This is a genomic window from Marichromatium gracile (assembly GCF_004343155.1).
Lineage (GTDB): Bacteria > Pseudomonadota > Gammaproteobacteria > Chromatiales > Chromatiaceae > Marichromatium > Marichromatium gracile.
On the sequence record NZ_SMDC01000009.1, the window covers coordinates 56,033 to 82,989 of the forward strand.

A 26,957-nucleotide genomic window follows, 5' to 3' on the forward strand; every position below is an offset into this window, starting at 1 on the left:
GCCCGAGCGATCGACGCGGCCTGACGATCAAAGATGGGGGCCACGATCCGGCGGCGTCCGCAGCGGGTGGGCACGCCCGCGTCCAGGGCGCGGCGGCTCAGGTGCCCGCGGACGTCTCACGATCGGCACGCCCGAGGCGCAACTCGAAGCGGGTCAGCCCGCCCTGTGAGGATGCGCGCGCGGTGCCGCCGTGCGCCTGCGCGATGGACCTGACGATGGCCAGCCCCAGGCCGCCGCCCTCGCTGTGGCGGGTGCGCGCCGGATCGGCGCGATAGAAGCGGTCGAACAGGCGCGAGAGCTGCTCCGGGGGGATGTCCGGACCGGGATTCTCCACCCTGACACAGACCGCGTCGCGCTCGTGCCCCAGCTCGATCCGCACCGACCGGCCCGCCTCGGTATGGCGAATGGCATTGGTCAGCAGATTGCTGAGCGCGCGGCGCAACATCGAGGGGTCGCCGCACGTCTGCGCCTCGCCGGCCAGCTCCAGACCGACCCCGCGCTCCTCCGCCCAGGCCTCGAAGTACTCGAACAGCGCGCGCGCCTCATCGGCCAGATCGACGACCGTCGTCCCCGGCCGCAGCAGCCCGTGGTCGGCCTGGGCGAGGAACAGCATGTCGTTGATCATGCGCGCGAGCCGCTCGTATTCCTCCAGGCTCGAATAGAGGATCTCGCGATACTGCTCGGGCTCGCGCACGGCGCCGAGCGCCACCTGGGTCTGCAGCGTCAGGTTGGAGAGGGGCGTGCGCAGCTCGTGGGCGACGTCCGCGGAAAAGTCCGACAGGCGCCGGAAGCTCTCTTCGAGACGCGCCAGCATGTTATTGAAGTCATCCACCAGGACCTTGATCTCGACCGGCACGCCGGCCTCGGGCAGACGCGCGTCGAGACGGCTCGCGTCGAGCGTGGCGACGTGCGAGGTCACGCGCCGCAGCGGACGCAGACCCATGCGCACCGCTCCCCAGCCGAGCCCGGCGGCGGCGACGGCGGTGAGCGCGACGGAGAGTCCCAGGACATGGCGCAGACTCGCCATGAAACGCTGGTGATGGCCGATATCGATGCCCATGGCCACCCATGCCGACTCGCCTCCCCGCGGCCCCAGCGGCAGCTCGACGAGCACCCCGCGAAAGCCGTACGGACCGCGCCGCCACTGGAGCCAGCGCGGCGGGTCGCCCGCCGCGCGCGACGGCGGCGCGGCCTCGCCCGGCTCGAAGGTGTTGCTCGGCAACAGGCCGGCGCGGCGCTCGAAGATCAGCTCACCCTCTGCCGTGCGCACCCACAACACCATGTCGGGGTGGCCGATGACGATGTCCTCGAGCCGTTTCTTCAGGGCGGACCTCGTCTCCGTGGTGCCCAGCAGACGCTGCACCAGCGCGAGCTTGCCCGAGAGATCCTCGCGATCGAGGGCGCGGAAGTGCGCCGCGACCGCCCGCTCCAGCGTCCACCCGAGCCCGACCAGCAGCGCCGTGGTCGAGAGCGCGAACAGCAGGCTCAGCCGGACGGTCAGCGACGGGGTCCTCACGCCGGCACGTCCAGGACGTAGCCCATGCCGCGGACGGTCTGGATGAGACGCGGCTCGAAGTCGTTGTCGATCTTCAGGCGCAGTCGGCGCACCGCCACGTCGACGACGTTGGTGTCGCTGTCGAAGTTCATGTCCCACACCGACGAGGCGATCAGCGAGCGCGGCAGCACCTCGCCTCGGCGGCGCAGGAAGAGCTCGAGCAGGGCATACTCCTTGGCCGTGAGCTCGATGCGCTGCCCCGCGCGCGTCACCCGGCGACGCAGCAGATCGACCTCCAGATCGGCGGCCCGCAGCACGGACGGCTCGCTCGGCGCGCGGCCGCGGCGCAGCAGGGTGCGCACGCGGGCGAGCAGCTCGGCGAAGGCGAAGGGCTTGACCAGATAGTCGTCGGCGCCCAGCTCGAGCCCCTTGACGCGATCCTCGACCTGATCGCGCGCGGTCAGGAAGAGCACGGCGAGATGCGGATGGCCGCGACGCAGCCCCTGGAGCACCTGCCAGCCATCGAGACCGGGCAGCATCACGTCCAGCACGACGAGATCGTACTCGCCGCTCTCGGCCTGGTGGAGCCCATCGAAGCCGTTGTCGACCAGATCCACCACGTAGCCGGCCTCTCCGAGGCCCTGACGCAAGTAGCTCCCGGTCTTCGGCTCGTCCTCGACAATCAAAATCTTCATCGTCTCTCCGATCTGTGACGCGGCGCCGCGGGCCGTTGCGGGCACGCGGCGGGGTCCGTCCGGATGCGTCCAAGGCTCGATGACAGCCTTGTCATCCTCCTGTCATGGCGTTGTGCGGGGTCGCGTCCAAGACTCTGAGACGACGATGACCGGCCGCTCGATCAGGGACGCCGGTCATGTCCGGGGCGAGCCCCGCACGACGAGACGGCGCCGCGGCCCGGACGACAGACCGCGCACCGCTCGGCTTCCATCCTATGAGACCTCGGGAGAGACCGATGAACGCATTCCGATGTATCACCCCCACTGGCCTCGCGCTGACCACCGTCCTGATGCTGCCCGGACTTGCCGCGGCCGAGGCGAGCGCGCCGGCGGCGAGCGCCGCGCCCGCCGCGCAGATGCCCGCCATGATGCAACGAATGACGGCGATGCAGGAACGGATGCAGACGATCCGCGCCACCCAGGACCCCGGCAAGCGGATGGCGCTGATGCAGCAACAGATGCACGACATGCAGGCCAACATGGACCAGATGTCGACCGCCATGAGCGGATGCAACATGGTGCAGAAGCGCGGCCACATGGACATGATGTCGGGCGGCATGTCGGGCGGCATGGGACCATCCGGCGCCGGACGGGGACCTCACGACCACGCGGGAGCGGGCGCCTCCGAGTGATCGCCGCGCGGGCGGAGGCGATACCGCGTCCAGTCGCCCGGTGGCACTGAGTCGCGCCGAGCGACCCGGCGCTCGCGCCCGGCCCGACGCACGGGGTCGGGCTCGGGCGGAACGATGTCCGCGTGACCACGCCGTGCCCGGCGGGCACGGCTCATCCTGACGCCCCGGCCCCGAGCAACACGCCCCTTCCCCACCAGTCGACCGCACACCCGCCCCGGCCCCACACCGATGACGGGCCCCGCCCGCGCGACAGGCACCCGCGCGCAGGCGCAACCGGCGCGCCGCCGGTTTCCCGCAGCGATCCTCGCGCCCCGCCCCGCGGCGGCTCGATGACAACCTTGTCATGCTCGCGTCATCCGCGCGTTTGCGACCGAGCGGCAGACTGTTCCCCAACGACAGGACGTTGACCCTGGGCCATCGGCCATCACGGGACATCCGGGACACCTGTTCATCTCGTCTGCAATCGCAAGGGGCTAAACCCGATGAAGACTCAACTGACCGCACTCACGCTCGCGCTCCTCGCCGGCCAGGCATCCGCCGGGCACAGCTATGGCGCCTTCGGCACCGGCAACCCGGACCTCGAGGTCGGACATCCCCAGCCGGTGGTCCAGACCGCCCGGGCCGGATCGGACCAGGCGCCCTTCGACTTCCACCAGGGAATGTCCAGCCCGGACATCTCCCCAGTGCCGCAGCGGGCAGATGCCTCGGCGCGGGCCGAAAGGGCATCGTTCGACGCCTATCAGGGCCTCTCCAGCCCCGACATCGCGCCCTGAGGTTGGCTGGCCGTCGAGGCGTGCGGCTCCCTGCCCCCGCGCCGTGCCCGCGGCCCCTGCGACCGCCACCCTTCGGGCTATGCTCACCCCGGCGCAGCGCGCCCGGGGCGATGGGCGAATCAGGCGAAGGCCGGTGGCGGCGCGCCGTCACACACCGACTGGAGCGGGCGGCCATCGTCCGGTCGTCGCTCCGCGACACCACTCGAAACGGAGGAGATCACCATGATAGGCAGCGGATTTGGCGCGGGCGTCGGGATTCACGGGCTGGGCATGGTCCTGTTCTGGGGCTTGCTGATCCTGGGGATCGTCTGGCTGGTGCGGGGCCTCTCGGGACGGGGACCGGCCACGAACCGCGGTGAGCGCAGCGCCCGCGAGATCCTCGACGCGCGTTTCGCCCGCGGCGAGATCGATGCCGAGGAATACGGGCGCAAGCGCAAGCAGCTGACTCGGGACACGCGCATGACCGGCGCGGATCACTGAACTCGACACGGGGGAATCGAATGAGCCAGACCTTCACCTGCCCGATGCACCCCGAGGTGGTCCAGGACCACCCCGGAGACTGCCCCAAGTGCGGCATGGCGCTGGAGTCCGTCGGGGCGCCGCCCGCCCACACCCGATACGTCTGCCCGATGCACCCCGAGGTGGTCCAGGACCACCCCGGGGACTGTCCCAAGTGCGGCATGGCGCTGGAGCCGAGCACCGCCGCGCCCGGGGAGACGGCCAACCCCGAGCTCACCGACATGACCCGGCGGTTCTGGGTGAGCACGGCCCTCGCCCTGCCGCTCTTCGTGCTGGCCATGCTCGCCGACCTGGCGCCGCAGTGGCTCCCCGCCGGCGTCACCATGCGCCAGGTGCAGTGGATCGAGCTGTTCCTCGCCACGCCCGTGGTGCTCTGGGGCGGCTGGCCGCTGCTGGCGCGGGGCTGGCGCTCGCTCGTGACCTGGAATCTCAACATGTTCACCCTGATCGGGCTCGGCGTCAGCGTCGCCTGGTCCTACAGCCTGATCGCACTGCTGCTGCCCGAGCTCTTTCCCGCGCTCATGCGCCGCGCCGACGGCACGGTCGCGGTCTATTTCGAGGCCGCCGCGGTCATCACCACCCTGGTACTGCTGGGACAGGTGCTGGAGCTGCGCGCGCGCTCACGCACCAACGACGCCATCAAACTCCTGCTCGGTCTGGCGCCCAAGACCGCCCGCCTGATTCGCCCGGACGGGACCGAGGAGGACGTCCCCCTGGATCGGATCGCCCGAGACGACCGGCTGCGGGTGCGCCCAGGCGAGAAGATCCCGGTCGATGGGGTGGTGCTGGAGGGCAGCAGCCGGGTCGACGAGTCGATGATCTCCGGCGAGCCCGTCCCCGTGCCCAAGCAGGCCGGCGACCGGCTGATCGGCGCCACGCTCAACGAGACCGGCGCCCTGGTGATGCGCGCCGAGCAGGTTGGCGGCGACACCCTGCTGGCGCGGATCGTCGCGCTGGTCAGCGAGGCGCAACGCTCGCGCGCGCCCATCCAGGGACTGGCCGACCGGGTCGCGAGCGGGTTCGTGCCGGCGGTGGTACTGGTCGCGCTGATCACCTTCGGCGTCTGGTCGCTGTGGGGACCGGAGCCGCGTCTGGCCCATGCCGTGGTCAACGCGGTGGCGGTGCTCATCATCGCCTGCCCCTGCGCCCTGGGACTGGCCACGCCCATCTCCATCATGGTCGCCACCGGACGCGGCGCGGGGCTCGGCATCCTGGTCAAGAACGCCGAGGCGCTCGAACTGATGAGCAAGGTCGACACCCTGGTGATCGACAAGACCGGCACCCTCACCGAGGGGCGCCCGAGTCTGGTCTCGATCGAGGCCACGGACGGATTCGATGAGGCGGAGCTGCTGCGCCTGGCCGCCAGTCTGGAGCAGGCGAGCGAACATCCGCTGGCCGCCGCCATCGTGCGCGGCGCCCAGACGCGCGAACTCACGCTCGAACCGCCGGAGGACTTCGCCTCCCACACCGGCCAGGGCGTCACCGGCCGGGTCGCGGGACGCATGGTGGCGGTGGGCACCGCGGCACTGCTCGAGGGGCTGGGCATCGACGGACGTCCGCTCCGGGAGGCGGCCGAGACGCGGCGCGGACAGGGGCAGACGGTGATGCTGGTGGCGCTCGACGGCCGCGCGGTCGGTCTGCTCGGCGTGGCCGACCCGATCAAGTCGACCACCCCCGAGGCGCTCGCGGTACTGGCCGCCGAGGGCGTCGAGGTGATCATGCTCACCGGCGACCACCGGGCCACCGCCACAGCGGTCGCCGAGCAGCTCGGCATCGCACGCTTCGAGGCCGGTGTGCGGCCCGAACGCAAGGGCGCGATCGTCAAGGAGCTACAGGCCGAGGGGCGGATCGTGGCCATGGCCGGGGACGGCATCAACGACGCCCCGGCGCTGGCCCAGGCCCAGGTCGGCCTCGCCATGGGCACCGGCACCGACGTCGCCATGGAGAGCGCCGGCATCACCCTGGTCAAGGGCGATCTGCGCGGCATCGCCCGCGCCCGCCAACTCTCGCACGCCACCCTGCGCAACATCCGCCAGAACCTGATGTTCGCCTTCGGCTACAACGGCCTCGGCGTGCCGATCGCCGCCGGCGCGCTCTATCCGTTCTTCGGGCTGCTGCTCTCGCCGATGATCGCCGCGGCCGCCATGAGCTTCAGCTCGGTGTCGGTGATCACCAACGCGCTGCGGCTGAGCCGGGAGCGGCTGTGACATGCGCAGGGAGCTGTGACATGCGCCGGGATTGGCGCGATTGCCGCGGGGCAGGCGCATCGGGCGCTCGGCCCGACCTGGGCGACCGGGCCGCCTCTCCCGCTTCCTGTTGGAACGGGCCCCGTGTGACAGGCGGGGTGTTCCAGCGCGGCGCTTGTCCGGCCTCCCCTTGGGACTTCGCACTGGGACAATGCCGGCGTGCAGGGATGATCCGCGCATAGGTGTCCCAGAAATCGGGGTAGACGGGAGCGGAAGTCTGATATTGCGTCGGGATGGAATCCCACAGAGCCTGTGCGGAGCGCTCTGTACGATCGCCAACATGGACCCCGACGATACGCCGAGTCGGGCGATCCATGGCGAGCCAGATCCACTGTTTGTTCAGACGTTTTCCGACAAGGGACCACAGCTCGTCGCACTCCAGGATCACTCCGCGAGGGTGTGGTGTTTTTTTAGCTGTTACGTCCCGTGTGATCATATTCCCCGTCGAAGCTATCCATTGTTCCGAGCCCGCGAGGTGCTTGAGCTTCTGCTTCACGAAGCAGCCACCGCTCGCGCAACAGTCCACAGCCCGGGAGCCTGATCGTCGAGGGACATCCGCCTGCACCACCCCGGCGATTCGTCGTGAGCTGCAGACCTCGACGTTGCCGACCATGGTCTTGGCTGAGCGCTACAACCTCTCGCCCCTGACGGTGCACAAGTGACGTCGAGGACGCCTCGCACCGCCCGCACCGACTCTCCACGACGCTCTCGCCGGCGCAGGAAGCTTTGGCGCACTGCGGCCAACGACTGGCGCAGGAAATCGAAAGGGCCGCCAAGGAGAAGGATCGCGAGGCGCTCGCATCCAGCCTGCTCGAGCTGCCGAACGTCGCCGAGACAAGCTTCCAGCTGCTGCGCCAGGCATGCGAGCAATGGCGCACAAAATCCCCCGCTGTTCGGGGCGGGGAGACATAGCGCCGGGATAGACATCACCTTGCAGAGCAGAGCTTCATCGCCTCACCGACAACCACGGTGACAGGTATCTTTCATCGTCGAGACGTAACGGCCGTCTCTTGCGATCGGCGCCTTCCATCGGCATTTCGTGCTGATGGAGCGCGGCCCCGGGAGCCAATCCGACGGGATGGCGTCCTGGCCCGAAGACAGCAAAGCGCTGTTCGTCTGGAACGGATCATCGGAACGTGCGGACATCAGGATGCGAGACAGAACCCACCCCTCCCCGAAGCGCCTCGCCCGGTCCGCGCGGCCCAGCAGCACGAACAGCCGTCGCTATCTCGCCTGGATCGTGCTGCTGGCGGCGCTGCTGCCGGTCCTGCTGGCCTGGCAGGGGCTGATCGAGCAGCGCCAGCTGATCGCCGACCGGCAGTTCGATCTGCTTAGCCAAGAGATCCGCGAGGCGATCGACGAGCGTCTGCACGACCACGAGCAGATCCTGCTCGGCGGCGCCGGACTCTTCGACGCCAGCGAGACGGTCTCTCGCCAGGAATGGCATACCTATGTGGAGCGCCTGCGCCTGACGGAGAACTATCCCGGCATCCTCGGCGTCGGCTACAGCCAGCTCGTCCGACCCGACCAGCTGGCCGCCCATGTCGCCGCCGTGCGCGCCGAGGGCTTCCCGGACTACCGGCTCAAGCCGCCCGGCGAGCGTGCGCTCTATACCGCCATCGTCTATCTGGAGCCCTTCTCCGGGCGCAACCTGGCGGCCTTCGGCTACGACATGTTCTCGCAGGAGATCCGCCGCGCGGCCATGCAGGCGGCCGTGGACACCGACGCCACCACCATCTCGGGCAAGGTCCGGCTGGTGCAGGAGACTCACGGCAGGGAACAGGCCGGATTCCTCATGTACGTCCCCATCTATCGGCCCGGTCTGCCCCTCGACACGGCGGCGGAGCGCTGGGCGGCGCTGCGGGGTTTCGTCTACAGCCCCTATCGGGTCGACGACCTCATGGCCGGGATCCTCGGCAAGCGCAGCCTGGCGATCGACTTCAGGATCTACGATGGCGAGGGCACCGATCCGGACGCCCTCATGTACGACTCCGTCGAGCAGCACGACCCGGAGCCGAACCCGAACCCGAGCCACACCGGCCTGCAGCGGATTCAGGCCTACGGCCGCACCTGGACCCTGAACCTCTACAGCCGGCCGGGCTTTGCCGCCGAGACCGACCTGGCGACCATCTGGCTGGTGCTGGGACTGGGTATCGGCATCAGTCTGGCCCTGTTCGCCGTGACCCGGCTGCTGCTGGACCGCCGCGCTCAGGCGCTGGCACTGGCCGAGGAGATGACGGCGCGACGCCAGGAGTCCGAGGAGCGCTTCCGCTCGGTCTTCCTGCACCTGGGCCAGGGTGTGGTCATCCACGACGCCGAGGGCCGCATCCTGGATGCCAATCCAGCCGCCCAGCGCATCCTCGGCGCCGCCCTGGAGCAGATGCGCGAGCTCACCTCGATCGACTCGCTCTGGCAGGTCGTTCGCGAGGACGGGGGCGCCTTTTCCAGCATCGATTACCCGGTCATCCAGGCCCTGCGGCTCGGCGCACCCGTCACCGGCGTGGTGATGGGGATCCGTCACGCCCGCGCCACCCCCTGGCGCTGGGTCCAGGTCGACGCCTACCCCAGGCAGGACGCCTCCGGCGCCGGGGTGTACCAGGTCTACGCGGTCTTCACCGACATCACCGCGCGCAGGCAGGCGGAGTTGGCGCTCAGGGACCAGTCGCAGCACACCCAGGCCATCCTCGACAATGTGATCGACGGCATCGTCACCGCCGGTCCCGACGGCACGGTGATCTCCTTCAACCCGGCCGCCGAGCGCATCTTCGGCTATACCGCCGCCGAGGTGGTGGGCGGCAACCTCAGCATGCTGATGCCGGAGCCCTATCGCAGCGGCCACGACGGCTACATGAGCCACCACCTGCGCACCGGTGACAAAAGGGTCATCGGCGTCACCCGCGAGCTCAAGGGACGGCGCCAGGACGGCACCGTCTTCCCCATGGAACTGGCGGTCTCGCGCATCGAGCGCGGCGGCCGGCCCTTCTTCATCGGCATGATCCGCGACATCACCGAGCGCAAGCAGCTCGAGCGCATGAAGAGCGAGCTGATCTCGACCGTCAGTCACGAGCTGCGCACGCCCGTCACCTCCATCCGCGGCGCGCTCGGGCTGGTGGTCGGTCGCTACGCCGAGACCCTGCCCGAGAAGGTTCGCACCATGCTCGAGATGGCCGAGCGCAACAGCGCGCGCCTGACCCTGCTCATCGACGACATCCTCGATCTCGAGAAGATCGCCTCCGGGCGCATGCACTTCGATCTCCACCCCACCGATCTCGCCGCCCTCGCCCGCCAGGCACTGGAGGCCAACGAGGGCTACGCCCGCCAGCTCCAGGTGAAGCTCACGGGTCGTGTGGAGCTCGAGCGCGCCCCGGTGCTGGCGGACGACAATCGCATGCTGCAGGTCTTCGCCAACCTCATCTCCAATGCGGTCAAATACTCGCCTCAAGGCGGGGAGGTCCAGATCGGGCTGCGGCGTCACGCACAAGGATTCCGCGCCCTGGTCGAGGACCAGGGCCCAGGCATTCCCGAGTCCTTCAAGGATCACATCTTCCAACGCTTCGCCCAGGCCGACAGCTCCGATAGCCGCGAAAAGGGCGGAACCGGCCTGGGGCTCTCGATCACCAAAGCGATCCTGGAGCGACACCATGGATGCATCGGCTATACCTCTCGGGCAGGCGGGGGCACGACCTTCTACTTCGATCTGCCCGAATGGAGCGAAGACCGCGCGGATAGCCCCGCACCGACAAACGAGGACGATCCGAATCCCAGGAGCACGCCATGACACTGCACATTCTGCACATCGAGGACGAGTCCGATATCCGGCAGATCGCCGAGTTCGCGCTGGAGGAGGATTTTCGGCTGACCCAGTGCGCATCCGGGGACGAGGCGCTGAGCCGCGCGCCCGAACTCGCGCCGGACCTCATCCTGCTCGACGTCATGATGCCGGGCATGGACGGTCCGACCACGCTCCAACGGCTGCGCCAGCTACCCCATCTGGCCCAAACCCCGGTCATCTTCATGACCGCCAAGGTCCAACCGAAAGAGTGCGAGCAGCTCGCAGCGACAGGGGCGCTCGGAGTGATCTCCAAGCCTTTCGACCCCATGCGCCTGGGCGATGAGATTCGCGCCCTCCTGGGGCACTCGGCTGCCTGACCCCATCTCTTAGCCATCATGGAGGCGCTCATGTCGACATCTCAGACGAGCCGTGGCGAGAGACTGCGCCGAATGCGGGAGCGCTTCCTCGCGGAGCTTCCGGAACGAATCGATGAACTGGAGCGCGGCTGGTCGCATGTGCTTGAGACAGCAGGCCGCCCGGCCGCCCTGGAGGCATTTCACCGGCCGGTGCACAGCCTGGCCGGAACCGCGGGGACATTCGGGCAGCCCGGGCTCGGCGACCAGGCCAGGGAGATCGAGGACGTGCTCGAGCGCCTCGACCAGAGCGAAGAAGAATCCGTCCGGTTGGAGCTGCTCGAGCGCATCGGTGCCCGCCTCAAGGCCTTGAGACGGTATGCGTTGCAGATCCCGGAGGCCCTCGAGACCGCCGCAGCGGTCGAGCCGGCACGCCTCGAACCGATCCCGGCGGAGACCAGGGGGGAGGCCCCCTCCTGTCTGCTGCTGATCGAAGAGGATCGGGCGAGTGCCGAAGACCTGGTGGAGCAACTTGGCTACTACGGCTGGGATGTCATCTGGTGCGAGTCATTAGCACGGGCTCGAGCGGTGTTGGAGACGCAGCGGATTCGGGCGATCGTCTCGGATTGCTCGCCCCTTCCCGAAGGGGGGGTATCGGCAACCCCATCCAGCACCTCGCCAAACCGGACCGGCACCGAGCCTCCACTCATCATGGTGTCCAGTCACTGGAACTGGGACAGCCGCCTGGCCGCGGTGCGCAGCGGCGCCGATGCCTGTCTGTCCAAACCGATCGACGTCCATAGTCTGGCCGACCTGCTCGACAAGCTGACCTGCACGCACGCCTCCGACCCCTACCGTGTGCTGATCCTCGACGACTCGGTGCCACTGGGAGACTACTACGTGGCGGTGCTCAGAGACGCGGGCATGCTGGCATACGCGATCAGCGAGCCGAGCGCATTGCTCGACAGCATCGCCACGTTCGAGCCCGAGCTGATCCTGCTGGATCTCTACATGCCCGACTGCAATGGCATCGAGGCCGCACGCGTCGTACGGCAGGAGGAGCGCCATGCCGGCATCCCCATCGTCTTTCTGTCCGGCGAATCCGATCGCCAGCAGCAACTGTCCGCGATGGGGACGGGTGCCGACGACTTCCTCACCAAGCCCATCCCGGACGTCGATCTGGTGAGGGCGGTCGAGCTGCGTGTCTCACGCTTCCGCTCGCTCACCGCGCTCATCCGTCAGGACAGTCTGACGGGACTGCTGAACCGCATCGCTTTCGACCTGCATCTCGAGACCGAGGTCGCCCGCTCGAGCAGAAGCGACGCTCCACTTGTGCTCGCCATACTCGACATCGATCATTTCAAACAGGTCAACGACACCTATGGTCATCCCGTTGGCGACCGGGTCATCAGAAGTCTGGCGCAGATGTTGCGCAAACGTCTGCGACGCCACGACGTCATCGGCCGCTATGGCGGCGAGGAATTCTCGGTGCTGATGCCCGACACCACGATCGCCGCGGCCGAGAAGGTCATGAACGCCCTGCGCGAGCAATTCGCCCTGCTGCGTCTGCCCAACGCAAGCGGCCATTTTCAGTGCACCTTCAGTGCCGGACTCGCCGAGCTTGACGACCATTATTCCAGCATCGCATTGACCTCAACCGCCGACGCGGCGCTCTACCAGGCCAAGCGACTCGGGCGCAATCGCGTCGTGTGCGCCAACGGAGACAAAGAATTAGCGGCGCCTCTTTGACGGCACGAATCCTGAAACCGATAGCCTCAGGGTTCAGCGACGCGACAACGCTCACAACAGCGCCCATCGAGCGGCATGAGCCGGCTTCATGCTGAATCTGTCGCGTACCTTCGCATCCCGTTTGGAGAGCACGCGGCAGAAGATCCCGCAGCGGAGATACGCGCGGGAGTGCAAGGAGCAGGTGGTCAAGCCGGTGTAGTCGGGGCGCACGCGAGATGGGCCTGGTGGAGCAGAGGGTGCGCAACTGGGCGCAGCAAGGCCGGCAAGCCGGTGGCGAGCGCAGGCAAGGCGGTGATACCCGAGGAAATGGCGCTGTGACGGCTACGCGCCGAGGTTGCCGAGCTTTGCGAGGAGAACACGCTCAGACCGGACGAAACACCGTCTTAAGTTCGCTAACGCACTGAAGAAGCTGCCTATTCGGCATAGCGTCCACATCACGGGTTGCGATCCTTGGCAGACACCAACCCCGCAGATGCCCCCGAGTCCCCTCGGAGTGACTTGCACACGCCCCAACCCGCGACGCAAGAAACCGATGCCTGAAGGTCGTCGATAGGCCTGCGCCGCCCCCTTGGAAACCGATGGCAACAGGATTGACCGACGGTGGCTCAACACCAACGGATGGCATAGACACACAAGAGGTGATGGTGATGGAAAAGCTCGTAGCACTGATTCTTCTGATCGCGCTGGTCGGCTTGCCCGGCTGTAATACCATCGAGGGCGCCGGCAAGGATATCCAAAGCGGCGGTGATGCCGTGAGCGATGCGGCCAGGGACGTCAAGAAAGAGATGTGAGTCGGCACGGAGGCCAAGATTGAGCTTCCCCGCTTTTTGGTCCGTCCCCCAAGGGGTTGGGCTCATGCGGTCGTCTGGTCGTGACTCTGGCTCGCCTGCCAATGCTGCATGAACTCGACGAGGCAACGATCGCCGAGTGTCGAGTGCAGTCGCTTGCGCCTGTAGAAGGCATCGATGCTGGAAGGCGTGGCTGACGTACTGGCTACCCCGGCCGGAGTGCCCCGGTGGCGGTCGGCGCCGGGCATCGGCCATGTCGAGGGCGCTGATGACCCGCCGACGACCTCGCGGTTGAACAGGTCGAGGACGACGGCCAGATAGCGCCAGCACTCGTCAGTGCAGAGTTCAGTGATGTCGGCGGGTTCGGGGCATTGGGCCGGAAGTCACGGGCGAGCACGCAGGTTCTTGGCCACGGGAAGACGGTAGCTCAAGTCGGTCGTGACGCGGTCGCGATGCCGGTGACACCCCCGTCGCCCGTCGTGCGCACGCAACAGCCATTCCACGCGCGCCTTCCCGGCGCTCAGGACATGGGCGCGAAGTGCCCGCGCTATCCGCGGACTGCCGTAGGCGCCACCAGTCTCGGCGTGGATGCCCTGCGGCAGCAGCGCCAGCTGCGCGTCACTCACCCCCCTGGCGCTGGCCGCCGCGCGGCCAGGCCCGATAGCCGCTGACGCTCATCCCCAGCAGCGCACAGCCAACGCAGACCGTGCGCGCCGCGATACACGTCGATCCGGAAATGGTGGGGTGCGACCAGGATGCGTGGTGACGAAGACAGCCGGGGCCGGTCAGCCCCGCCGCCCACTGCAGAATCTCAGCTCGACCGCATGCTCCAGACGGTCGTCCAACAAGGGGATGACGGCATCGTCGCGCGGGATTCCGTCCACGATCACTCGTGGTCCGTCTTCCCCTTCGGGCGTCTGTGTCACAGCGATGCGGTAGAGCGTCTCGCGATAGCGGTACTGCAAGGTGAACCCCTCCCAGTCCGCGGGCAGACAAGGCTCAATGCGCAGGGTCTCCCCTTCCAACCGCAACCCCAATAGGGATTCCAGGATCAATCGGTACATCCAGCCCGCCGAGCCGGTGTACCAGGTCCAGCCGCCGCGCCCAACATGCGGGGAGACCGCATAGACATCGGCCGCGACCACATAGGGCTCGACCTTATAGGTCTTAACCTCCGCGGGAGAGCGTGCATGATGGATCGGGTTGATCAGGTCGAAGAGCTCCCAGGCGCGCGCCCGATCGCCCAGTTGCGCAAAGGCCATCGTCGCCCAGATGGCCGCATGGGTATATTGCCCGCCGTTCTCGCGCACGCCGGGGACGTAGCCCTTGATGTAGCCGGGATTCAAGGCCGACTGATCGAAGGGTGGATCCAGCAATTGAATCAGCCCGGCATCCCGACGCACCAGACGCGCATCCAGCGCATCCATCCCCAGCCGCGCCCGCTGCCGACCGCCGGCCCCGGAGAGCACCGACCAGCTTTGGGCGATGGAATCGATCTGGCAGTCGGCCTGACCCGCCGAGCCCAGCGGGGTCCCGTCGTCGAAGTAGGCGCGCCGATACCAGCCACCGTCCCAGCCATGCGCATCGAGGCTCTGGCGCAGTTGCTCCGCCTCCCGCTCACAACGCTCGACGAAGGGCTGATCGCCCCGCAGTCGCGCAACCTGGCTAAAGCCCATCAGCACCTCGTAGAGGAAAAAACCCAGCCAGACGCTCTCGCCCCGGCCCTTGATCCCCACCCGGTCCATGCCATCGTTCCAGTCGCCCGAGCCCATCAGCGGCAAACCATGCTCGCCAAACCGCAGGCCGTGCAGAATGGCGCGCACGCCATGATCGTAGAGGCTGGCGGATTCGTCCGACAGACCGGGAAGGTCGTAGTAGGCGTCGTCCTCGCCGCCGACCAAGCGGCCTTCCAAGAACCGCGCCGACTCCTCCAGCACCCCGGTATCCCCGGTGGCCACGACATAGCGAGAGGTCGCCAGCGGCAGCCAGAGATAGTCGTCCGAGCAACGGGTCCGCACCCCTCGGCCCGAGGGCGGATGCCACCAGTGCTGGACATCACCCTCGCGGAACTGGCGGCTGGCACAGAGCAGCAATTGCTCGCGCAGGCGCAGCGGCTCGGCATGGATGAGCGCCATGGCGTCCTGCAACTGGTCGCGGAAGCCGAAGGCGCCGCCGGACTGATAGTAGCCGCTGCGCGCCCATAGCCGGCAGGCCAGGGTCTGGTAGAGCAGCCAGCCGTTGGCCAGGATGTCGAGCGACGGATCGGGAGTCTGCACCCGCACGGCGCCCAGGGTGTGCGTCCACTGCTGGCGCACCTTCTCCAGCGCCGCCCGCGCGGCGCTCGCCCCCCGGCAGCGATGCACCAGGGAGCTGGCGTCATCCATGCCGCGGCGCCCGACCACGCCGAGGCGGAAGACCGTCTCGCGCGTCTGCCCAGGCTCCAGCTCGAGCGTCGACTGAAGCGCCGCGCAGGCATCCAGCGCGGCCCCGACCTTGCCCGAGAGGCGCACGCGCTTCAGCGCGGCCGGAGCGCGCGGGGTGCCATTGCGCCCGAGGAACTCAGTCCGGTCGCCGCTGACGGCTCTGGTCGGATCGTCCACGTCGAAAAAGGCGATGCGGTCGGCGAACTCGGTGTTGTAGGGATTGCGCGCGAACAGAGCGCCGCTGGTCGCATCGACTTCGGTGATGACATGGAGGTTGGTCTTGGGGCGCAGATCGCCGAGCACCCACTCCACATAACCGGTCACCGAGAGCCGGCGCGACTGATTCGACCGATTGCTCACCTTGAGCACCGAGAACTTGATGGGTGCATCCACCGCCACGTAGACCCAGAGCTGCGAGTGGATGCCGTCCTCGGTGTGCTCGAAGACGCTGTAGCCGAAGCCATGCCGGCAGACGTAGTCGGACCGGCCGCCGGCGGGCAGCGGCGTCGGCGACCAACAGTGGCCGCTCTCCTCGTCGCGCAGATAGAAGGCCTCGCCGCTGGCGTCGCTCACCGGGTCGTTGTGCCAGGGCGTGAGGCGAAATTCGTGAGCGTTCTCGCTCCAAGTGTAGGCCGTGCCGCTGGCGGAGATGACCGTCCCGAAGTGTGGATTCGCCAGGACATTCACCCAGGGCGCGGGCGTCGTCTGGCCGGGCGCGGTGGTGATGACGTACTCGGTCCCATCCGGGCTGAAGCCTCCCAGCCCGTTGTCGAACAGACGAGCGGGACGATCGTCACTGTCCGCTGCGCGCTGCCCACCGCTCACTTTCTCGTCCCCCCGGCTCCATTCGGAAAAGCGGGTGCGGGTCGGGCGCAGACGCGGCACGCTCGGCTCCATGGGGCCGCGCCGGTTGAGCTGCTCCGCCAAGGTGCCCCGGGTATCGCTCAGGATCACCCGCGCCACCGTCTGGAAGAGGATGCGGTCCTCCTGGCTGATCTGATCGGCCGGGCGGATGAAGATACCGCCGGGCCGGTCGATGACATGCGCCTCGACGCCTGCCGAGATCAGGCCCAGGATCTGGTCGTGGAGCTGCTGGCGATATCCGGCGCGATCCTCGTTCCAGATCACCAGGTCCACAGTCAACCCCTTCAGGCGCCAATAGGCGTGCGCCTGCACCAGCTGATGGACCAGTTCGATGTTGGCCGGATCGCCGATCTGCACCAGCACTAGCGGCACATCACCGGAGACCGCGTGGCTCCAGAGCCCGGATTGGCCGCGGCGGTTCTGGCCGAGGATGCTCGGCTCGGCCCGCAAGGAGGCGTTGGCATAGAGGATGGAGTTGGCCAGGCGCCCGTAGAGCTGCACGTCGGACTGGCTGGCATTGATCTGGCGCAGCACCACCTGGCTGTGGGTCCAGGCGAGATCGAAGACGCGATCGGCCAGGCGCTGATCCTGGTACTTCTCGACCAGACTCAGGGCGATCGCACGACTCTCGCCGATGCCGGTGACCCGGTCGAACGTCGCGGTCTGGTCGGGATCGAGGGTCATCGAGCAGCGGATCGCGACGATGGGATCGAGCACCGAGCCGGCGCTGCCAGAGAGGGTCGTATCCCCCTCCATCGCCCAGGGATCAGCGACCGTGCGGTCGCGTCCGATGAAGCGCATGCGGTCGGTTTCATAGGACATGGCGTCGCAGGGTGTCCCGCGCAGCACCATCTGGTGAAACATCCAGGGCACGGCGTCGCCGCTGGAGCGTGGCCGACGGGTACAGAGGATCGCCGGTTGCGGATGCAGGATCTCGGTCTGCACGAAGAGGTTGCTGAAGGCCGGATGCGCGGCGTCCGCGGCCGGCGGGGCGAGCACGACCTCGGCGTAGCTGGTGACCTCGATGACCCGGCGCACCCGTGAACGGTTGGTGAGGCGCACCCGGCACAGCTCGATGTCGTCCTCGGGCGAGACGGAGATCTCGGTATAGGACTCGATCTCGTGGTCGTGGCGGCGGAACTCGGCGCGTCCCTCCGAGAAGATGGCCTCGTAGCGTTCCGGTGTTTTGAGCGTGGGCTGATAGGCGGTCGACCAGAGCGCCCCGCTCGCCAGGTCGCGAAGATAACAGAAGCTGCCCCAGGCATCGCGGGTGGTGTCTTCGCGCCAGCGGGTCACGGCGAGATCCTTCCAGCGGCTGTAGCCGCCACCGGCGTTGGTGACCATCACGTGGTAGCGCCCGTTCGACAACAGCTTCACCTCGGGGGTCGGGGTGTGCGGGCTGGTGAACACCCGCATCTGCGACTCCTGACCGCTGGCGGTAGTGCGGATGTCGGTGGGCTCGCCGCTGGCGTGGGTGTAGAAGGTCGGCGTTTGGGGGATACGCTCCTGCAGCAGCAGGGCGGTCGCCTGGAACAGTGGCGCCGAGGCGAAACGGCGCTGCATCGGACGCTCCAGCAACAAGTAAGCCAGGGAGAGGAAGCTCATGCCCTGGTGATGGGCCATGAAGGAGCGCACCACGGAGTTTGCCTGGCCACGGGGCAGGCGCGAGGGGGTGTAGTCAATAGCCTCGTAGAAGCCGTAACGGCCTTCGAAACCGCTGTTCGCGAGGCGTTGGAGATTCTGGCAGGCGGCCTCCGGCGCGACCATGAGCGCGAGCGCCGAGGCATAAGGAGCGACCACCAGATCCTCCGCCAGCCAGCGCTTGAGCCCCAGTCCTGGCACGCCGAAGGCGCGGTACTGGTAGTTGAGCTGCAGGTCGACCATGTTGAAGCCGGACTCCGAGACGCCCCAGGGCACGCCGCGCTCCTTGCCATAGGCGATCTGTCGCGCCACCGCCGTGCGATAGGTCTGATCCAGCAGGGTGTGCTCGTAAGTCGGCATCACCAGCAGCGGCATCAGGTATTCGAACATGGAGCCGCTCCAGGACAGCAGCGTCGGCTCGCCGACGGCGAGGGTCAGCAGACGCCCCAGGGCGAACCAGCTCTCCTGCGGCAACTGCCCCTGCGCGATCCCCACGAAACTGGCCAGACGCGCCTCGGAGGCCAGCAGGTCGTAGTAACTCGTGTCCTGGCGGCGTTCGCTGACGTTGTAGCCGATCGCCAGCAGCTGACGCGCCTCGTCGAAGAGGAAGTCGTAGTCCATCGCCGCCAGCTCGCCAGCCTGCTGAGCCAGCCCCTCGATGACCGCAATCCGTTCCCGGGCGCGCCGACCGGCGACCTGGATCTTGTCGTCCTGACTGTGCTTACTCTCCTTTGCATCGTCCGAAACCAACCCTGCCCGCCCCAACTCCCGCAGAGTCGGAATCGCACCAAGCCCAGCCACCGCATCAACCGGCCCCAAACCCGGCTCATCCTCGAGCCAAGGCACCAGAAACAGCAGATCTTCCAGGATTCCCCGACACTGCCGGGCCAAGGACCCCGCCCAGGCGATCACATCAGCCTCGGTGCGCGCGCTCAGATCCAGTGCCGCCGCCTCGGCCGCCGTCGCCAGCGCCCCAAGACAATCACGCGTCGCCACCAGCCCGGTTGGCCGCGCCTGGATGGCCGACTCCAGCCGCTGCCGGAAAGGCACCAACGCATCGGGCAAGGCCAAGACCGGCTTCCTGCGATGCTCGGAGCCCGCTGCCAGCGCCTCCACCAGAATGCGGAAGCTGTCGTCGATCCCCTCCAGCCAGCGCGGGCTGAGGATGGGTGCGTCGATCAGCCCCAGCAGACCCGGTTGCAGAGTCAGCAGATGACCCGCGAGGTTGCCGCTGTCCACCGAGGAGATATAGAGCGGCGGCAGTGGCTTGAGCGTCCGGGTGTCGTACCAGTTGTAGCAATGACCGCGATAGCGCTCCAGAGCGGACATGGTGCTCAAGACACCGCTCGTACGCGCGATGAGCCCGCCAACGGTCGAATATCCGAAGTCATAGGCCGCCAGATTCGCGAGCAGCGAGAGCCCTATATTGGTCGGCGAGGTGCGATGCGCCACCACGGGCGCGGGATGCTCCTGGTAGTTGTCCGGCGGCAGCCAATGGTCATCCGGGCCGACGAAAGTCTCGAAGAAGGCCCAGGTCTTGCGCGCCACCCGGCCCAGAAACTGGACCTGCTCGCACGTCAGGCGGGCCTCGCGATGCGTCAGCGGCTGACTCAACCACCAGGCAATCGCCGGCGAACTCAGCCAAAGCGCCAAGATGGGTCCCGCCGCCCAGAGCACGGCTGGCCAGACAGCGACGGGGTTGGCCATCGCCAGCCCCAGGGCGGTGACGGCGGCCAGCGCGGGGCCGACCCACATTCGACGATAGAAGGAGGCGACACCCCAGCCCTGGTGATCCTGATCGGCGGAGGAGACCCATTCCAGCAGCCCGCGGTGGGAGATCCACAATCGCCAGAGGGTGCGCAGCATCGCGTCCAGACCGAGAAAGGCCTCATAGGGGAGACAGACGAGCGAGAAGAGCGCCTGCGCGACTTGCCGCACCACCGCGCGGAGACCCGCTGCGAGATGGGTGTGCCAGTGCACGTCGCCCGGCTTGCGCACCAGGTTCAGCAGCGCGGTCATGAGCGCCGGGAGCAGCAGGATGCCGATCACGGCCAGGGTCCAGAGAGCGGGCGCCGGCAGCACGACCCAGCCCAGGACCAACGAGAGGGTCAGGGCGGCGGGCACCAGACTGCGCCGCAGGTTATCGGCCAGTTTCCAGCGCGACAGGGACGAGAGCGGATTGCGCCGCGCACGTCCATCGACCCCGGGAGCCCACGGCAGCAACCAGTGCGCAATCTGCCAGTCCCCGCGCATCCAGCGATACTGGCGGCTCGCGTCGGCGCCGTAGCAGGCAGGGAAGTCCTCGTACAGCTGCACGTCGGAGAGCAGCCCGGAGCGGGCGTAACAGCCTTCAAGCAGGTCGTGACTGAGGATGCGGTTCTCGGGAAAGCGCCCCGCCAGCGTCTGCTCGAAGATATCGACGTCATAGATGCCCTTGCCGATGAAGGAGCCTTCCTGGAACCAGTCTTGGTAGACGTCGGAGACGGCGTGGGTATAAGGGTCGATCCCGGCATCGCTGCCGTGCAGGCGCGCATAGCGCGAACGGCTGACGCCGGGCAGGCTCACGGCCACCCGGGGCTGCAGGATGCCGTAGCCTTCGCGCACGCGCTGGCGGTCGCGGTCGTAGACCGCCCGATTGAGCGGGTGCGCCATGGCGCCCACCAACTGGCGGGCTGCGTCACGCGGAAGCTGGGTATCGGTATCCAGGGTGATAACGTAGCGCACGTCGGCAAGGATCGCCGTCTCGCCCACGATCGAGTCGAAGCGCTCTCCCGCGTCGCCGCGCAGCAGCGCGTTGAGGTCGGCGAGCTTGCCGCGCTTGCGCTCGTAGCCCATCCAGATCCGCTCGCGCGGATTCCAACGGCGCGAGCGGTGGAAGAGGAAAAAGGTGTCGCCGCGCGCACGCGGGTACTTGGCATTCAGCGCGGCGATGCGCTGCGCGGCCAACCCAACCAGCGCCGCGTCTTCCGGCTGCGTTGCCGCCGGCCCATCGCGAAAATCGGTCAGCAGGCCAAAGTGCAGACCCTCGTCGCGATTGGCCAGAAAGCGCACTTCCAGCGCCTCGACCAGTGACTCGATGCCCCCGGCGCTGGTGAGCAGCGTCGGGGTCACGACCAGAGTGCGCCGATCCGGCGGAATGCCGCCCGAAAAGTCCATGCGCGGCAGGGGCTCGGGGGTCGCCAGCAGCGTGGCCACCCAGTTCACCAGGGCCACCGCCAGTTGACTGGTGCCCAGCAGGGCGGGCAACCCCAGCACCGCGAGCACCCAACCCGGCAGTCCCTCGGCCCGCACGGATGCCAGCAAGCCCGTGGTGAAGAGGACCGTGAGCAGCGCAATCGCCCCCAGATACAGCGACAAGGGGAACTGGCGTCCCTGTCGTCGCAATGACTCCAGGGGACCGGGACTGGCCTGCATCCGGCGTTCGAGCAAGGGCAATCCGCGACCGATCAGGTAGAAGCCAACATGCGCCTCGCGCGCGGCCGCGTCGGGACCGCGCGCACCCTCGCGCGCCAGCTCGACCGCCGCCTGGGCCACCTCGGCCTCGGCGCTTTGGCTGTCCTTCGCGACCGTCTCCACTACATGGCGATAGCGATCACGCGCGGCGAACTCCATGTGGGTATAGACCCCGCCGGGATCGCCGCGCAACGTCTGCTCGACCACACTCATGGTCTCGACGAAGGCGCGCCAGTCCGTCGCCCCGAGGGCGCGCAGACTGCCGATGCTGTTGCCGATGGAGACTTGGTCGGCGGCCTGTTGCTGGTTCTCGGCCTGCACCAACTGCTCGATCGTGCGGTCCGACTCCGCGAGCTGCTGCTCGATCCAGGTCAGCGGCAAGGCGAGTGCGGCGCTCTGGCCCTGAAGTCGGCGCGCCAGCTCCGCGACGAACGTGCCGGACATCGGCGGATCGGAGCGTGCCATGTCCGCGATCACCAGGATCAGGTTCTTGGGATCGCGCTCGGCCATCGCGAGCATCCGGTCGGCCCAGGCGTCGGCCAGATTCTGATCGGTGCGGCTGGCGGCGATCCACGACGCGACACGCCGGAGATTCTCGATCAGCGCCAGACGCAGCATGATGGGGATCGCCCAGAGCTCTCCGAGCTTGAGTGTGGTGACCCTCTGATAGGCGGCGACAAAACGGTTGAGGTTCTCCAGGTCGACCCGGCCATCGCCGTGGGCGATGCTCTCCAGCGCCAGGTCATAGACGCGCGGCAGACCCGCCGCGAAACCCTGGCGTAGACGCGGCAGCGCCCGGCTATAGCCCTTGGGGAGATGTCGCTTGGCGGTGCGGATCTGGTCTTCGATCAGATAGAAATTATCGAGCAGCCATTCGCCGGCCGGGGCGATCCGACGATTCTCCGTGACCGCAACCATCAGGAGCCGGCAGACATCCTGCAGAACTCTTTCATTCGCGGTGAGACGTGCCAGCAGCCGGTCCGGCGGATGCCCTGGCATCAGGAGGTGTGCGGCGGCAAGCTCCTTGCCATGCTGCTCCATCTGAACGGCACTGAACAATTCCGAGCGCAAGGGTGGCTCCGCGCCGATGGATTGACCGATCACGCGGCCATCGGGGAGCCGCACCCTCAGGTTGAGCAGGACTTCACGCAGGGACGGGCTGCTCAGATTCAAGGTGCAGACTCCTTTTTCGAGGGCATGCCCTCTCCGGACCCGATGCCCGGAGAGATATTCAGAACCTGCGCGCTCTCTTCAGGTCGGCTTGCCGCAGGGGGGGCTATTTGAAATGCGCCGCGAATGCCTGATAGGAGTCCTTGAACGCCTCCCAGACATTGTCGCTTTCCCGCTTGACCTGTTCCCAGGTGTTTTCGGAGGCGGCCTGTACCTCCTTCAGCTTTTTCTCGCCTTCCGCACGCTGAACGCGCAGCGCAGCGAGCTGTTCCTGATATTTCACCTTGGCTTCTCCCTTGATTTCATCCCCCTTCTCCTCCATGGCAGCAATGCTCGCATTCCATTCATCGAGCTGCGACTTCATTTTTGCGACATAGTCATCTTTTGACGAAAACATGAGAACCTCCTGTTTTTGATCATTCGCCCGGCGGGCTGCCGGAATACAACGACCTAGTCATCGCATGGGCGCGGCATCTGCATCGCCGCCATTGGCTTACCGTGCCCTGATACAATCACCACGCTATCGGTCCAAAAAACCCAAAGGCGCCAAGCACGAATGGCACCGCGATGACGACGACGATCGTATTCGCGACCTTCCTGACGGTCGCGTTCATTGGGATATGCACATTCACTGCCCAGAGGATGGCTGAGAAGGCGATCAGGTTGATCATGAGCTGGATGTAGGCCACGACGTGACTCCTTATCAAATCCATTTAGAGGAACTCTATGGCACACCAGCAGCGGCGTCTGTTCGCCAGCGTACAGAGGACGAAAAAGGCAGCAGGATCGATTTTCGAATCGCACGCCGTTCCCACCGACTGGCCGCACTCATGGCCAAGGCCGAGCCCTCTCGCCCCTATCTTTTCCAGTAGAAATCCAACTTGGATGGATTCGCCCCGTCGAGATGCACGGCCTTGCGCTGGATCTGGTCTTCGCCTCGCTCGCCGGAGGGGATAACCTCCACGCTGTAGTCCCCAGGCGGCAGTTGTGCGTAGAACCAGGGACCTTGAGAAACGGCCGTCAGCACAGAGCCATGACGCCCATCAAGAATGTTCACCCGCATCGCCGAGAAAGACTCACCGCTGCCCTGCGTCGCAAACATCAGGTGCAGGTTGAACTGGCTGGACAGGGCATTGAGCTCACTGCGCTCGCTCTCGCCCACGCCGCCCGAGACGTAGCGAATGCCGCCATCGGTCTTGATCTGTGACGACTGCCCGTCTGTCGGCACCCCCTGGGCCTGGCGGCATCCGCGCCCTGCGAGATGGGATTCGCTTCTACGACCGGGCGAATAGCCCATTCGCGCGAGGCATCCGCCAACTGCACCTCTCCTCCACCGAGGGTTAGCTGGGCCGGTGCTTCATACCCCGGATGCGCGCCGACCGGCTGACAAAGGCCAGCGCCCAAGACCAATCTCGTTGCCATCAAATTGATTCCGTGCAGATGGAACATGGTGATATCCGCCCGTGGTTGATGGATTTTGGTTGTTTCACCGTGACATGCGCGAGCCGTCCAACGGACACTCTATTTCAAGCCATGACTCAACCCTGCTGCAACAGACTGCGCAGATCGGTGATCGCGGCATTGACCCGTGAGATATAGGAGGCGCTCACCAGCGAATGATTCGCCATTGGCCCGTATCCAGTGCCGTTGAGAATCAGTGGGCTCCAGATGGTGTTCTGGGTATTTTTCAATTCGCGGGTGATCTGCTCCACCGAAACCACGGCATTCTTGTCCTTGAGCACCGGGGCGAAATCGATCTGAATCGCCTGCAGCACATGTAGCAAGGCCCAGGTATAGCCGCGCGCCTCGAAGAAGATGTCGTCGATCTTGGTCCAGGGGGTCTTGGTCCGCGTCTGAGTGGGAACCGGCTTTGACTGACGAGCACTAGGATCGCCGGCCAATGCGGTATCGAGACTGGCCTGGCCGACCGCGTAGGACAGACGCTGCGCGAAGCTGCCGAGGCGCTTTTCGACCACTTCGAGATAGGTGGTCAGATTGTCGGCGCGGGCATAGAACTGGGAATGGGTGACTGCGGTGTCTGAGAGTCCCTGGTTATACCGATAGAGAGCGGCGATGCCTTTACGGTACTCGGACTCGGTGGAGGGTAGGATCCATGAATCCGATTGGTAGTTGGACTGGGGTTGCGCGATGGCCAGATCCTTTTCCTCGACCGACTGCGACTGAGCTCGACTGAAGTCGTTGCGCAGGGCGTTGAGCAGATCGCGCCACGCGGTCAGGGCACCAAATTCCCAGTTGGGCATGTTATCCAGGTAGAGACCCGGAGGACTGATGTCGTTGGTCAAATAACCGCCGGGCTTGTCGAGCAGGGTCTCGCCGATGCGGATAGCGGTGGCCGTGGTGGCCGTCCCGGTCACCAGTTGGTTCTCGTCCTGATTCACCAAAGACAGCGCCTGCTCGCGCACGTCATAAACGCCTGGCGAGCGCGACCAATAGATTCCAAGGATGAAGACGACAATCAGATAGGTAACCAGAAACAGCCCGCCGGTCCACCAGACACCCTTCTCCTTCCAGGTGCGGGGATGGTAGTAAGTGGCGACCTTGGCGGCTTTCTTGGTCAGCACCTGACTTTTAGATAATGTATCGGCGTTCACGGCAATCTCCATGGCCCTCCCAAAGGAAGGCGTGATGTGTTCTATACCATCAGTCGCGCCTGGATTTCTTGGGCACCACCAGCAACCACGGTAGCCGCCATGCCCGCCCAAATCGCAATGCCGCTCTACTACTGGCTATTCACATTCAACTCGACTGACCCCACCATGGCCTGCTGCGATTCCCGCGTATAGCCGAATCCGTCACAACCCAAACTCAAGCCTGCGATGATGATCAAGACAATCGCGGCAATCTTGATGGCATTCGCTTTGCTACCTTTTCAATGGCTGAAACGTCACTCACCAAGCGCTACCCGATCCGCATTCCCGATATCGGCGTTATGAGTCCAAAGACCGACAGCAGCCAAAGGATCACAACAACCACGACAATCAAATTCAAGATCTTTTTGATCTTTCCATCCATCGGGATGTAGTTGTTGATTCCCCAAAGAATCAGGCCTACGACGACGAGCGTAACGATCAATGTTATTAAAGACATGGCGCTTCCCCTGTCAGACGATATAAGCATTGGGTACGCGTCACGATGGCCCCTGCCATTGGCCAGCGTCTGTTCGCTAACACACAAAGCCATGTACTTTCGGTCAGGTGCGCCCTCGCCTGTCCGACCCTGGTATCAAGCGTGCGCTATGTTTGCCAGCGTACCGACTGGACGGATCATTGGGCGTATTGCTCACCCATCACAGCCGATTTGCGAACAATCCGTCCTCTGGTGTTGGCTGTTCTTCGACCATCGCGGATCAACAAGGAGCGCGCACGTGCCACCGGATTCCGAGAAGACACCCGCCCGCCTTGAGAATCGGCTCCTGGCCGCGCTGCCAACACGCGATCGGCGACTGATCCTGTCACGCAGCGAGCCTGTCGAGCTGCGTCGTGGCGAGGTGATCAGCGAGCCGGGCGAGCGGATTCGCAATGCCTATTTCCCCACCGACTGCTTCCTCTCCCTCGTGACCCCGCCCGCGGATCACAGTGGCCTGGAGGTGCGACTGGTCGGCAATGAAGGCATGATCGGGACACCGCTCATACTGGGGGTCGAGATCACCCAGATCCGAACCTTCGTCCAGGGCGCGGGGCCGGCTTGGCGTCTGTCTAGCGAAGGATTTCACGAGGCGCTGCGCCAGAGCGAAGCCCTAGAGGCGAGGCTCCACTGTTATCTCGACGTGTTGATGAACCAGTGCACGCAGTTGCTCGCCTGCACACGCTTCCACCTGGTGGAGGCACGCCTCGCCCGCTGGCTGTTGATGTCGCAGGATCGGGCGCATTCGGACCACTTCCATGTCACCCATGAAATCCTGGCCCTATTGCTGGGGGTGCGCCGCGTTGGCGTCACCAAGGCGGCGAGCGCGCTGCAGGCGCGCGAGCTAATTCACTACCGGCGCGGGGAGATCACCGTACTCAACCGCGCCGGCCTGCAAGGCACTGCCTGCGGCTGTTATGGCGCGGCGGAGGCGTTGTATGAGCAGGTCTTGGGTTGAGGCTGCAGGGCGCGGAAGCGCGAGCGGGCGAGTCTCTTGTTGAAAGGGCAGCATGAGCTGCGATGCCCCCTTCCTGACGGTGTTCACCGTGACGACTGCGCAGACGGGCGCCAACGACCAGCGCGATTCGGCGACCTCGGGCACGGACACAGTCTCCCGCGTGGCGCCGCGCCCGTCTCGCCGTCGATGTACAAGGTGTGGCGGTGGTTGCCATGGCCTTGTTCGCGCGCAAGAAGAGCACCG

General features: G+C 66.4%; 18 protein-coding genes and 2 pseudogenes. 10 read left to right on the forward strand and 10 right to left on the reverse strand.

Going from position 1 to position 26,957, the window contains the following annotated elements; translation table 11 throughout:
* Nucleotides 1-97 precede the first annotated feature (97 nt).
* Both EDC29_RS12680 and EDC29_RS12685 read right to left on the reverse strand, forming a co-directional pair.
* Nucleotides 98-1,516: a heavy metal sensor histidine kinase gene (locus EDC29_RS12680; RefSeq protein ID WP_132230205.1), complete on the reverse strand. Its 1,419-nt coding sequence runs from the start codon at nt 1,514-1,516 to the stop codon at nt 98-100.
* Complete coding sequence (locus EDC29_RS12685; protein ID WP_123140484.1) at nt 1,513-2,190, reverse strand: heavy metal response regulator transcription factor; 678 nt, start codon at nt 2,188-2,190, stop codon at nt 1,513-1,515. The genes EDC29_RS12680 and EDC29_RS12685 overlap by 4 nt, the downstream gene beginning before the upstream one ends.
* Nucleotides 2,191-2,465: 275 nt before the next feature.
* On the opposite strand from EDC29_RS12685, the gene EDC29_RS12690 reads away from it, so the two are divergent.
* The 4 genes from EDC29_RS12690 to EDC29_RS12705 all read left to right on the forward strand — a co-directional run bounded on the left by EDC29_RS12690 (nt 2,466) and on the right by EDC29_RS12705 (nt 6,360).
* Nucleotides 2,466-2,861, forward strand: a complete 396-nt coding sequence (locus EDC29_RS12690; protein ID WP_132230207.1) for a hypothetical protein — start codon at nt 2,466-2,468, stop codon at nt 2,859-2,861.
* 482 nt (nt 2,862-3,343) lie between these two features.
* Nucleotides 3,344-3,634, forward strand: a complete 291-nt coding sequence (locus EDC29_RS12695) for a hypothetical protein (RefSeq protein WP_123140482.1) — start codon at nt 3,344-3,346, stop codon at nt 3,632-3,634.
* A 222-nt stretch (nt 3,635-3,856) separates the two neighbouring features.
* A complete protein-coding gene (locus tag EDC29_RS12700) occupies nt 3,857-4,114 on the forward strand; it encodes an SHOCT domain-containing protein (protein ID WP_190288018.1) in 258 nt (85 codons plus the stop codon).
* 20 nt (nt 4,115-4,134) lie between these two features.
* Entirely contained in the window at nt 4,135-6,360 is a 2,226-nt protein-coding gene (locus tag EDC29_RS12705) for a copper-transporting P-type ATPase (protein ID WP_132230209.1), read from the forward strand.
* Here the strand turns inward: EDC29_RS12705 and EDC29_RS17695 are convergent.
* Complete coding sequence (locus EDC29_RS17695; RefSeq protein ID WP_123140530.1) at nt 6,323-7,012, reverse strand: IS1 family transposase; 690 nt, start codon at nt 7,010-7,012, stop codon at nt 6,323-6,325. The two genes, EDC29_RS12705 and EDC29_RS17695, sit on opposite strands and share 38 nt — an antisense overlap.
* On the opposite strand from EDC29_RS17695, the pseudogene EDC29_RS17525 reads away from it, so the two are divergent.
* The 5 genes and pseudogenes from EDC29_RS17525 to EDC29_RS12735 all read left to right on the forward strand — a co-directional run.
* A pseudogene (locus EDC29_RS17525) lies at nt 6,975-7,128 on the forward strand (IS481 family transposase); the annotation flags it as partial. The gene EDC29_RS17695 and the pseudogene EDC29_RS17525 overlap by 38 nt on opposite strands.
* Nucleotides 7,129-7,549: 421 nt before the next feature.
* Nucleotides 7,550-10,177 (forward strand): CHASE domain-containing protein, encoded by a 2,628-nt coding sequence (locus EDC29_RS12720; RefSeq protein ID WP_132230211.1) that lies wholly within the window; start codon nt 7,550-7,552, stop codon nt 10,175-10,177.
* Nucleotides 10,174-10,548 carry a response regulator gene (locus EDC29_RS12725; RefSeq protein WP_123140479.1) on the forward strand — a complete coding sequence of 125 codons (375 nt, stop codon included), beginning with the start codon at nt 10,174-10,176 and terminating at the stop codon, nt 10,546-10,548. The genes EDC29_RS12720 and EDC29_RS12725 overlap by 4 nt, the downstream gene beginning before the upstream one ends.
* A gap of 30 nt (nt 10,549-10,578) precedes the next feature.
* Nucleotides 10,579-12,273 carry a diguanylate cyclase gene (locus EDC29_RS12730; RefSeq protein WP_132230213.1) on the forward strand — a complete coding sequence of 565 codons (1,695 nt, stop codon included), beginning with the start codon at nt 10,579-10,581 and terminating at the stop codon, nt 12,271-12,273.
* A 578-nt stretch (nt 12,274-12,851) separates the two neighbouring features.
* Nucleotides 12,852-13,064: an entericidin A/B family lipoprotein gene (locus tag EDC29_RS12735; RefSeq protein ID WP_338086186.1), complete on the forward strand. Its 213-nt coding sequence runs from the start codon at nt 12,852-12,854 to the stop codon at nt 13,062-13,064.
* Between the two features lie 171 nt (nt 13,065-13,235).
* Here the strand turns inward: EDC29_RS12735 and EDC29_RS17700 are convergent.
* The 7 genes and pseudogenes from EDC29_RS17700 to EDC29_RS17530 all read right to left on the reverse strand — a co-directional run.
* A pseudogene (locus EDC29_RS17700) lies at nt 13,236-13,754 on the reverse strand (transposase family protein); the annotation flags it as partial.
* 92 nt (nt 13,755-13,846) lie between these two features.
* Nucleotides 13,847-22,615 (reverse strand): glycoside hydrolase family 94 protein, encoded by an 8,769-nt coding sequence (locus EDC29_RS12740; RefSeq protein WP_132230215.1) that lies wholly within the window; start codon nt 22,613-22,615, stop codon nt 13,847-13,849.
* Nucleotides 22,616-22,718: 103 nt separating this feature from the next.
* Complete coding sequence (locus EDC29_RS12745) at nt 22,719-23,009, reverse strand: sll1863 family stress response protein (protein ID WP_123140477.1); 291 nt, start codon at nt 23,007-23,009, stop codon at nt 22,719-22,721.
* Between the two features lie 115 nt (nt 23,010-23,124).
* Nucleotides 23,125-23,301, reverse strand: a complete 177-nt coding sequence (locus EDC29_RS17310; protein ID WP_165913519.1) for a Thivi_2564 family membrane protein — start codon at nt 23,299-23,301, stop codon at nt 23,125-23,127.
* Between the two features lie 167 nt (nt 23,302-23,468).
* The gene (locus EDC29_RS12750; protein ID WP_190287921.1) at nt 23,469-23,909 is read right to left on the reverse strand and encodes a hypothetical protein; all 441 of its coding nucleotides are present in this window, start codon (nt 23,907-23,909) and stop codon (nt 23,469-23,471) included.
* Nucleotides 23,910-24,150: 241 nt separating this feature from the next.
* Complete coding sequence (locus EDC29_RS12755; protein WP_223806983.1) at nt 24,151-25,224, reverse strand: DUF2333 family protein; 1,074 nt, start codon at nt 25,222-25,224, stop codon at nt 24,151-24,153.
* 307 nt (nt 25,225-25,531) lie between these two features.
* On the reverse strand, nt 25,532-25,720 hold the full coding sequence (locus EDC29_RS17530) for a Thivi_2564 family membrane protein (protein ID WP_123140527.1): 189 nt from the start codon (nt 25,718-25,720) through the stop codon (nt 25,532-25,534).
* Nucleotides 25,721-25,997: 277 nt separating this feature from the next.
* Here EDC29_RS17530 and EDC29_RS12765 point away from each other — a divergent pair, with 277 nt between their 5' ends.
* Nucleotides 25,998-26,714, forward strand: coding sequence for a Crp/Fnr family transcriptional regulator (locus EDC29_RS12765; RefSeq protein ID WP_243695649.1), 717 nt, complete (start codon nt 25,998-26,000; stop codon nt 26,712-26,714).
* Nucleotides 26,715-26,957: the final 243 nt, after the last annotated feature.